The organism is Salmonella sp. SJTUF15591 (genome assembly GCF_043356435.1).
Lineage (GTDB): Bacteria > Pseudomonadota > Gammaproteobacteria > Enterobacterales > Enterobacteriaceae > Salmonella > Salmonella enterica.
This window is the reverse complement of sequence record NZ_JBEUJO010000006.1, coordinates 315,043-322,341: the sequence shown is the minus strand read 5'-3', so window position 1 is coordinate 322,341 and position 7,299 is coordinate 315,043. Positions and strand designations below refer to the sequence as shown.

7 protein-coding genes are annotated in these 7,299 nt (G+C 49.4%); 3 read left to right on the top strand and 4 right to left on the bottom strand.

All coding sequences use genetic code 11. The annotated features are described in order from the left end of the window. Positions 1-1,578, top strand: a 1,578-nt coding sequence (locus ABVM99_RS16390; protein WP_139763689.1) for an iron-containing alcohol dehydrogenase, incomplete at its 5' end; no start/stop codon positions are given. A 196-nt stretch (positions 1,579-1,774) separates the two neighbouring features. On the opposite strand, the gene tdk is transcribed toward ABVM99_RS16390, so the two are convergent. Continuing rightward, on the bottom strand, positions 1,775-2,392 hold the full coding sequence (gene tdk / locus ABVM99_RS16385) for a thymidine kinase (protein WP_000068092.1): 618 nt from the start codon (positions 2,390-2,392) through the stop codon (positions 1,775-1,777). Positions 2,393-3,054: 662 nt separating this feature from the next. Between tdk and hns the strand changes: the two genes are divergently transcribed. Next, entirely contained in the window at positions 3,055-3,468 is a 414-nt protein-coding gene (gene hns / locus ABVM99_RS16380) for a histone-like nucleoid-structuring protein H-NS (protein WP_001287383.1), read from the top strand. A 131-nt stretch (positions 3,469-3,599) separates the two neighbouring features. Here hns and galU read toward each other — a convergent pair whose 3' ends face one another. The 3 genes from galU to rssA all read right to left on the bottom strand — a co-directional run bounded on the left by galU (position 3,600) and on the right by rssA (position 6,720). Beyond that, positions 3,600-4,508 carry a UTP--glucose-1-phosphate uridylyltransferase GalU gene (gene galU, locus ABVM99_RS16375; protein WP_000729450.1) on the bottom strand — a complete coding sequence of 303 codons (909 nt, stop codon included), beginning with the start codon at positions 4,506-4,508 and terminating at the stop codon, positions 3,600-3,602. Between the two features lie 202 nt (positions 4,509-4,710). Continuing rightward, positions 4,711-5,724, bottom strand: coding sequence for a two-component system response regulator RssB (gene rssB, locus ABVM99_RS16370; RefSeq protein WP_000193432.1), 1,014 nt, complete (start codon positions 5,722-5,724; stop codon positions 4,711-4,713). A gap of 90 nt (positions 5,725-5,814) precedes the next feature. Then, positions 5,815-6,720, bottom strand: a complete 906-nt coding sequence (gene rssA, locus ABVM99_RS16365; protein ID WP_001230575.1) for a patatin-like phospholipase RssA — start codon at positions 6,718-6,720, stop codon at positions 5,815-5,817. Between the two features lie 110 nt (positions 6,721-6,830). On the opposite strand from rssA, the gene ABVM99_RS16360 reads away from it, so the two are divergent. Beyond that, positions 6,831-7,289, top strand: coding sequence for a YchJ family protein (locus ABVM99_RS16360; protein WP_052938259.1), 459 nt, complete (start codon positions 6,831-6,833; stop codon positions 7,287-7,289). The last annotated feature ends 10 nt before the right edge of the window (positions 7,290-7,299 follow it).

The window sequence follows — 7,299 nt, the reverse complement described above, 5'->3', positions numbered from 1 at the left end:
ACCTCCTGCCTGTACACTGACCAGGATAACCAGCCAGAACGCGTTGCTTACTTCGGTCAGATGATGAAAACCGCGCGTATCCTGATCAACACCCCGGCCTCTCAGGGTGGTATCGGTGACCTGTACAACTTCAAACTCGCACCTTCCCTGACGTTGGGTTGTGGTTCCTGGGGTGGTAACTCCATCTCTGAAAACGTTGGTCCGAAACACCTGATCAACAAGAAAACCGTTGCTAAGCGAGCTGAAAACATGTTGTGGCACAAACTTCCGAAATCTATCTACTTCCGCCGTGGCTCTCTGCCCATCGCGCTGGATGAAGTGATTACTGATGGCCACAAACGTGCGCTCATCGTGACTGACCGCTTCCTGTTCAACAACGGCTATGCAGACCAGATCACCTCTGTGCTGAAAGCGGCTGGCGTTGAAACCGAAGTCTTCTTCGAAGTTGAAGCCGACCCGACGCTTTCCGTTGTTCGCAAAGGCGCTGAGCTGGCGAACTCCTTCAAACCGGACGTGATTATCGCGCTGGGCGGCGGTTCCCCGATGGACGCCGCGAAAATCATGTGGGTCATGTACGAACATCCGGAAACTCACTTTGAAGAACTGGCGCTGCGCTTTATGGACATCCGTAAACGTATCTACAAGTTCCCGAAAATGGGCGTGAAAGCGAAAATGATCGCCGTCACCACCACTTCCGGTACCGGTTCTGAAGTCACACCGTTTGCGGTTGTGACCGACGATGCAACCGGTCAGAAATATCCGCTGGCTGACTATGCCCTGACCCCGGATATGGCGATTGTCGACGCCAACCTGGTGATGGATATGCCGAAGTCCCTGTGTGCGTTCGGTGGTCTGGATGCGGTGACTCACGCCCTGGAAGCTTATGTTTCCGTACTGGCTTCTGAGTTCTCTGACGGTCAGGCTCTGCAGGCTCTGAAACTGCTGAAAGAAAACCTGCCGGCGTCTTACCACGAAGGGTCTAAAAACCCGGTTGCGCGTGAACGTGTTCACAGTGCAGCGACTATCGCCGGTATCGCGTTTGCCAACGCCTTCCTCGGTGTATGTCACTCCATGGCGCACAAACTGGGCTCTCAGTTCCACATTCCGCACGGTCTGGCGAACGCCCTGCTGATTTGTAACGTTATCCGCTACAACGCGAATGACAACCCGACCAAGCAGACCGCTTTCAGCCAGTACGATCGTCCGCAGGCACGCCGTCGTTACGCTGAAATTGCTGACCACCTGGGCCTGAGCGCGCCGGGCGACCGTACCGCCGCTAAGATTGAAAAACTGCTGGCATGGCTGGAAAGCATTAAAGCTGAGCTGGGCATTCCTAAGTCTATCCGTGAAGCAGGCGTGCAGGAAGCTGACTTCCTGGCACACGTTGATAAACTGTCTGAAGATGCCTTCGATGACCAGTGCACCGGCGCTAACCCGCGTTATCCGCTGATCTCCGAACTGAAACAGATTCTGCTGGATACCTACTACGGTCGTGATTTCACCGAAGGTGAAGTTGCAGCGAAGAAAGACGTCGTTGCCGCACCGAAAGCAGAGAAAAAAGCGAAAAAATCCGCTTAATTCGTTATCTGCTTTAGCATGACAATAACGGCCTCAATTGAGGCCGTTTTTTTGTTTTACCTGTTTATCTGATGCCTGAAGGCGCTATGCTTACCATCTGGCCTACGCGCTCACGGCACGCCCTTCGTCAGGAGGCCTGAATAATGACCTCCAAAGCGCTACAGGGCGTTTTATAAGCCGATCTTTACCTCAGGTATCATATGTGCCGATGACGCTCCTGAATCGCCGTCAGTGAGCCCTCCTCCAGCGCGTCCTTATAATGCTTACGGCAAACTGAAACGTAGCGTTCATTCCCGCCAATAACCACCTGTTCGCCTTCGTTATAAGGCCTGCCGTCCTGATCAAGGCGCAGCACCATACTGGCTTTACGACCGCAGAAACAGATAGTTTTTAATTCCACCAGCTTATCTGACCATGCCAGCAAGTATTGGCTGCCGACAAAGAGCTCCCCACGAAAGTCTGTTCGTAGCCCATAGCAAAGTACTGGAATATCTAATTTGTCGACAACCTCGGATAATTGATAAACCTGCTGGCGAGTCAAAAACTGGCTTTCGTCGACTAACACGCAATGTATTGTCTGCCGCGCGCTCTCGGCATGAATCTCTTCAAACAAGGATGTATTTTGGTTAAACAATTTTGCCGGCGACGACAAACCGATACGAGAGCTGACTTTGCCTGCGCCGAAACGATCGTCGATTTCCGCCGTATATACGACGGTACGCATCCCGCGTTCCTGATAATTGTATGAAGATTGCAGCAGTGCAGTCGACTTACCCGCATTCATTGCCGAATAGTAGAAATATAGCTGTGCCATTGGTCGCAGGACCTCACCTGAGTGAAATAAAGATTGGCGGGATTGTACCATAATTTACCGACGCGACGGCGCGGCTCGCGCTCCGGTGAGTATTAAGAATTGTACAAACATCGCTCACTATACCCAAAATAATTCGCGTTGCTTAAAGGCGGCAAGGGAGTGAGTCCCCAGGAGCATAGATAACTCTGTGGCTGGGGTGAGCGAGCGTAGCCAACACATAAGCAACTTGAAGTATGAAGGGTATATACACATTCCTTCACAAATTATGCCGTTAAAATTCATCAACAATGCTTATCATCACCCGCCAATATGAAAACCTTGTACTTATTGTTACCGTTACTCATACCCGGTGCAAAGTAATAGGGTTTTCTTGTAAGGAAAGCTAATACAAGAGATTGATATCTCTGCAATGAGATCGTATTTCATCATGATAAAATGTGACCTGACTCCTAAATTTTTAGCGACAGACGGTGAGTATCCCCCCTGCCAATAAGCTCTTTTTTGTGCGGCGCCTCAAGGAAAATTTAAGTTGAGATAATTAAAACGTGTGCTTAATAAAGCGTAATTTTGAATTCCTTACATTCCTGGCTATTGCACAACTGAATTTATCGCTCTATTATTAGCTCAACAAACCACCCCAATATAAGTTTGAGATTACTACAATGAGCGAAGCACTTAAAATTCTGAACAACATCCGTACTCTTCGTGCGCAGGCAAGAGAATGTACTCTGGAAACGCTTGAAGAAATGCTGGAAAAATTAGAAGTTGTCGTTAATGAGCGTCGTGAAGAAGAAAGCGCTGCTGCTGCTGAAGTGGAAGAACGCACTCGTAAACTGCAACAGTATCGTGAAATGTTAATTGCCGACGGCATTGACCCGAATGAACTGCTGAATAGCATGGCTGCCGCTAAATCCGGCACCAAAGCTAAACGCGCAGCTCGTCCGGCTAAATATAGCTACGTTGACGAAAACGGTGAAACTAAAACCTGGACTGGACAGGGTCGTACACCGGCTGTAATCAAAAAAGCAATGGAAGAACAAGGTAAGCAACTGGAAGATTTCCTGATCAAGGAATAATTTACTTCCTGGATGCTTAAAATCCCGCCGCTGGCGGGATTTTTTTTGCCTGAGTTCTCCGCTGACGACCCCAGGCATAAAAAAAGCGCCGGATTTACCAGCGCTTCTGTTAAAAAATTTATAACGTATCGTTACTTCTTAATACCCATTTCTTCTTCAAGCCAGGCTTTAAATTCAGCACCCAGCGAATTATGACGGATGCCATATTCAACGAATGCCTGCATATATCCTAACTTATTACCACAGTCATGGCTTTTACCCTTCATGTGGTAGGCTTCAACCGTTTCTTTTTCGATCAGCATATCGATAGCATCGGTCAACTGAATTTCATCCCCGGCGCCCGGAGGGGTTTTCGCCAGCAACGCCCAGATATCCGCGCTCAACACATAACGCCCAACAATCGCAAGGTTAGACGGCGCAACATCCGCTTTTGGTTTTTCAACCACGCCAACCATCGGCACACTTTCGCCCGGCGCCAGCTCAACGCCTTTGCAATCTACCACGCCGTATGCAGTCACATCTTCTACCGGCTCAACCATAATCTGGCTATTGCCGGTTTCGTCGAAACGGCGGATCATTTCAGCCAGGTTATCCTGAGACAGGTCGGACTCATATTCGTCAAGAATAACGTCTGGCAGAATAACAGCGACAGGTTCGTTTCCGACAACGGGATGCGCGCACAATACGGCATGGCCCAGGCCTTTTGCCAGCCCTTGACGTACCTGCATAATAGTGACATGCGGAGGGCAAATAGACTGAACCTCCTCCAGAAGCTGACGCTTAACGCGTTTTTCCAGCATCGCTTCCAGCTCAAAACTGGTATCAAAGTGGTTTTCAATAGAGTTTTTAGACGAGTGCGTAACAAGCACGATTTCAGTAATGCCAGCAGCGATACATTCGTTCACGACGTACTGAATTAATGGCTTATCAACCAGCGGCAGCATCTCTTTCGGGATAGCTTTGGTCGCTGGCAGCATCCTGGTTCCCAATCCCGCGACCGGGATAACGGCTTTTTTGACTTTCGAATTAAGGGCAGCCATTTAAAATTCTCCTGGACTGTTCATGTATTGAACGTGTTCATTAATCTGTATCGTGTTCCAGTATATCAGTACCAGAACAAGCCTCAGGTCCAAAAAGGACTTATATTGGTATAATTAAGACAAATACTTATAAATCTGCCGCAGATAGTAACACTCGTCGGGAAAGGCCGGTAAAGCAATTTCCGCTCACTCTTCCGTTTGGTCATTCCGCAGACAACATCAATCGCAGACGCCCTCCTGCGCCCCATATTTGACACTGCCACGAGTCGCAACGCTGGCTTAATTGGTTAAGGTAGGCGTTACCCAATGTTCCTAGCGGCACGCCGCTGCTAATTTGAACCTGATGAGCGCCCGTATTTAAGGTGGCGTTCAATCCGGCGGAGACGAGAATCAAATTTTTGAGCTCACTGTGATAGTAGCCGACAAATAACGGGAATTGCCCAGGTAAATTGGCTTGTCTGAGCAGATGATTTACCTGTTTTAATAGCGCGCCTAACTCCGGTAAACGGTGCTTTTGTTGGCCGAGCTGATCCTGCAATAAGCCGTTAAATAGCGCTCGCAGCAACAATGCGGCTAACACGCCGTTATCGCCCGCCCGGGTGACATCCAGGCAATAAAATGCCAGTTCGTTATCAGATAGCGGCGCAATATCCAGCACCAGTCCAGGCTGATCGGCGGAGACGAGCTGCCGGTAATTAATGCGGCAATGGGAAATCACCTGCTGTACCGGGGGCTGCAATTCCTGCAACAATTGCGCTGCGGCGGTTGGATTACTCACCATTGCATCCCAGTCACGAAACAGGCGTTCTTCTTCTTCAACCCGCGAGTTAAACATATTAGGGTATAAGCAAGCGAATACGGTTTCCCGCAAGCGGTTGAGATCTTTTACCGGCTTCAGCAAGACATCTTCAACCCCAAGGCGTAACGCTTTGGCGATATCCGCCATATTTTCTGTTGCGGAAATAACCAGAATAGGCGTCTGGTCTCCGCGATTACGTAAGTTTTCTACCAGTTTGAGACCGTTCATTCTCGGCATAGCGATATCACATATCATGAGATCAGGGGTAAAACGCCCCATCAACTCCAGGGCATCCACCCCGTCGCCTGCCAATGCCGTTGTCGCTCCCAAAGAGGAAAACCACGAATCCAGAAGCGAGCGAAATACAGGCTCGTCTTCAACAATAAGAATCTGTTTTCCGACCAATGGCTGCGTCATGTTCTCTCCCCTGACTGGCTTTAATCAATAGTGGCATGGTATTGCCGCTTGCGCCTGTCAGAATTTGCTTAAGTGATCGTAAAAGGTACATTAAACGTCGGTACGCACCAAGGGTATAAGTTCGTCCATCTTTTTCTCTACGGCTAACTGACCCGCCGCAATAGCGGCATGGGCGCGATGAAAATCCAGCGTAGAGATTTGCGGACAGAATGGTTGAATGAGAATATCAGGCGGATCGCCAGCCATACGGTTACGTTTAAGACGATTTTCCAACACCTGGATGGAGGTTGTCATGATTTCCATTGCCCCAGGCGAACTCACGCCACGGCGTGAAGTCAGGCTACTGAAACGTTCTTTTAAACGCTTATGCCAGGGCAGCGCATCATCGCTCTCTTCATTGATATTCCCGACATTTACAGAGAGCAAATCTTGCTGCATGAGGTGGGCATCATGTTGCAGGTCTACCGCAATAACGATATCAGCCCCCAGCGCCCTGGTTAACGAAACAGGTACCGGATTAACGACTGCGCCATCTACCAGCCAGTAACCGTTATGTTCAACCGGAGACATCAGCCCTGGCATACTGCACGACGCGCGTACGGCAAGGTGTAGATCGCCTTCAGTAAACCATAGCTCTCGTCCAGTGCTAAGATTCGTCGCGACCGCGCCAAAACGTCTTGAACAGTGGTCAAAATCCGTGACGGGCATAATATCCCGATAGTGATTAAATACGCGTTCGCCGCGAAGCAACCCTCCTCTGCCCCAGGATACATCCATCAGGCGTAAAACATCCCAGTAGCGGAATGAACATACCCACTGTTCAAGCGCCGATAATTTATTACAGGCATACGCGGCGCCGACCAGCGAACCTATTGAGCATCCTGCAACGATATCAATATCAATGCCTGTTTGCTTGAGGGCTTTGATGACCCCAATATGAGACCATCCTCTCGCTGCGCCAGATCCCAGCGCCAGCCCTATTTTCATTTTTCTCATCGTACTTAACGACTTCCCCTGGCTTCAAGACGTAGCAACATCGCCACTGCTCAGTTAACATAATGCCACCCTGGCGTTCAACGCCGTTTTTTATATTCAGGGAGATTATTGTGTCTCAGCCTTGTCCCTGTGGTAGCGCTGACGAGTATAGCCTATGTTGTGGTCGTATTGTGTCCGGAGAACGAGTAGCACCCGATCCGTCACATCTCATGCGCTCTCGTTACTGCGCTTTTGTGATGAAAGACGCAGATTACTTAATTAAGAGCTGGCATCCAACCTGCAATGCGGCCGCGTTTCGTGATGATATCATCGCCGGATTTGCCAATACCAGGTGGCTCGGCCTGACTATTTTTGAACATACCTGGTCAGAAGCAGAAAATACAGGGTATGTTAGTTTTATCGCGCGCTTTTCCGAACAAGGGAAAACCGGGACGATTATCGAACGCTCTCGTTTTATCAAAGAAAACGGTCAGTGGTATTATATTGACGGTACCCGCCCGCAGTTGGGTCGAAATGATCCCTGCCCGTGCGGTTCAGGCAAAAAATTTAAAAAGTGCTGCGGCCAGTGACGCCTGACAG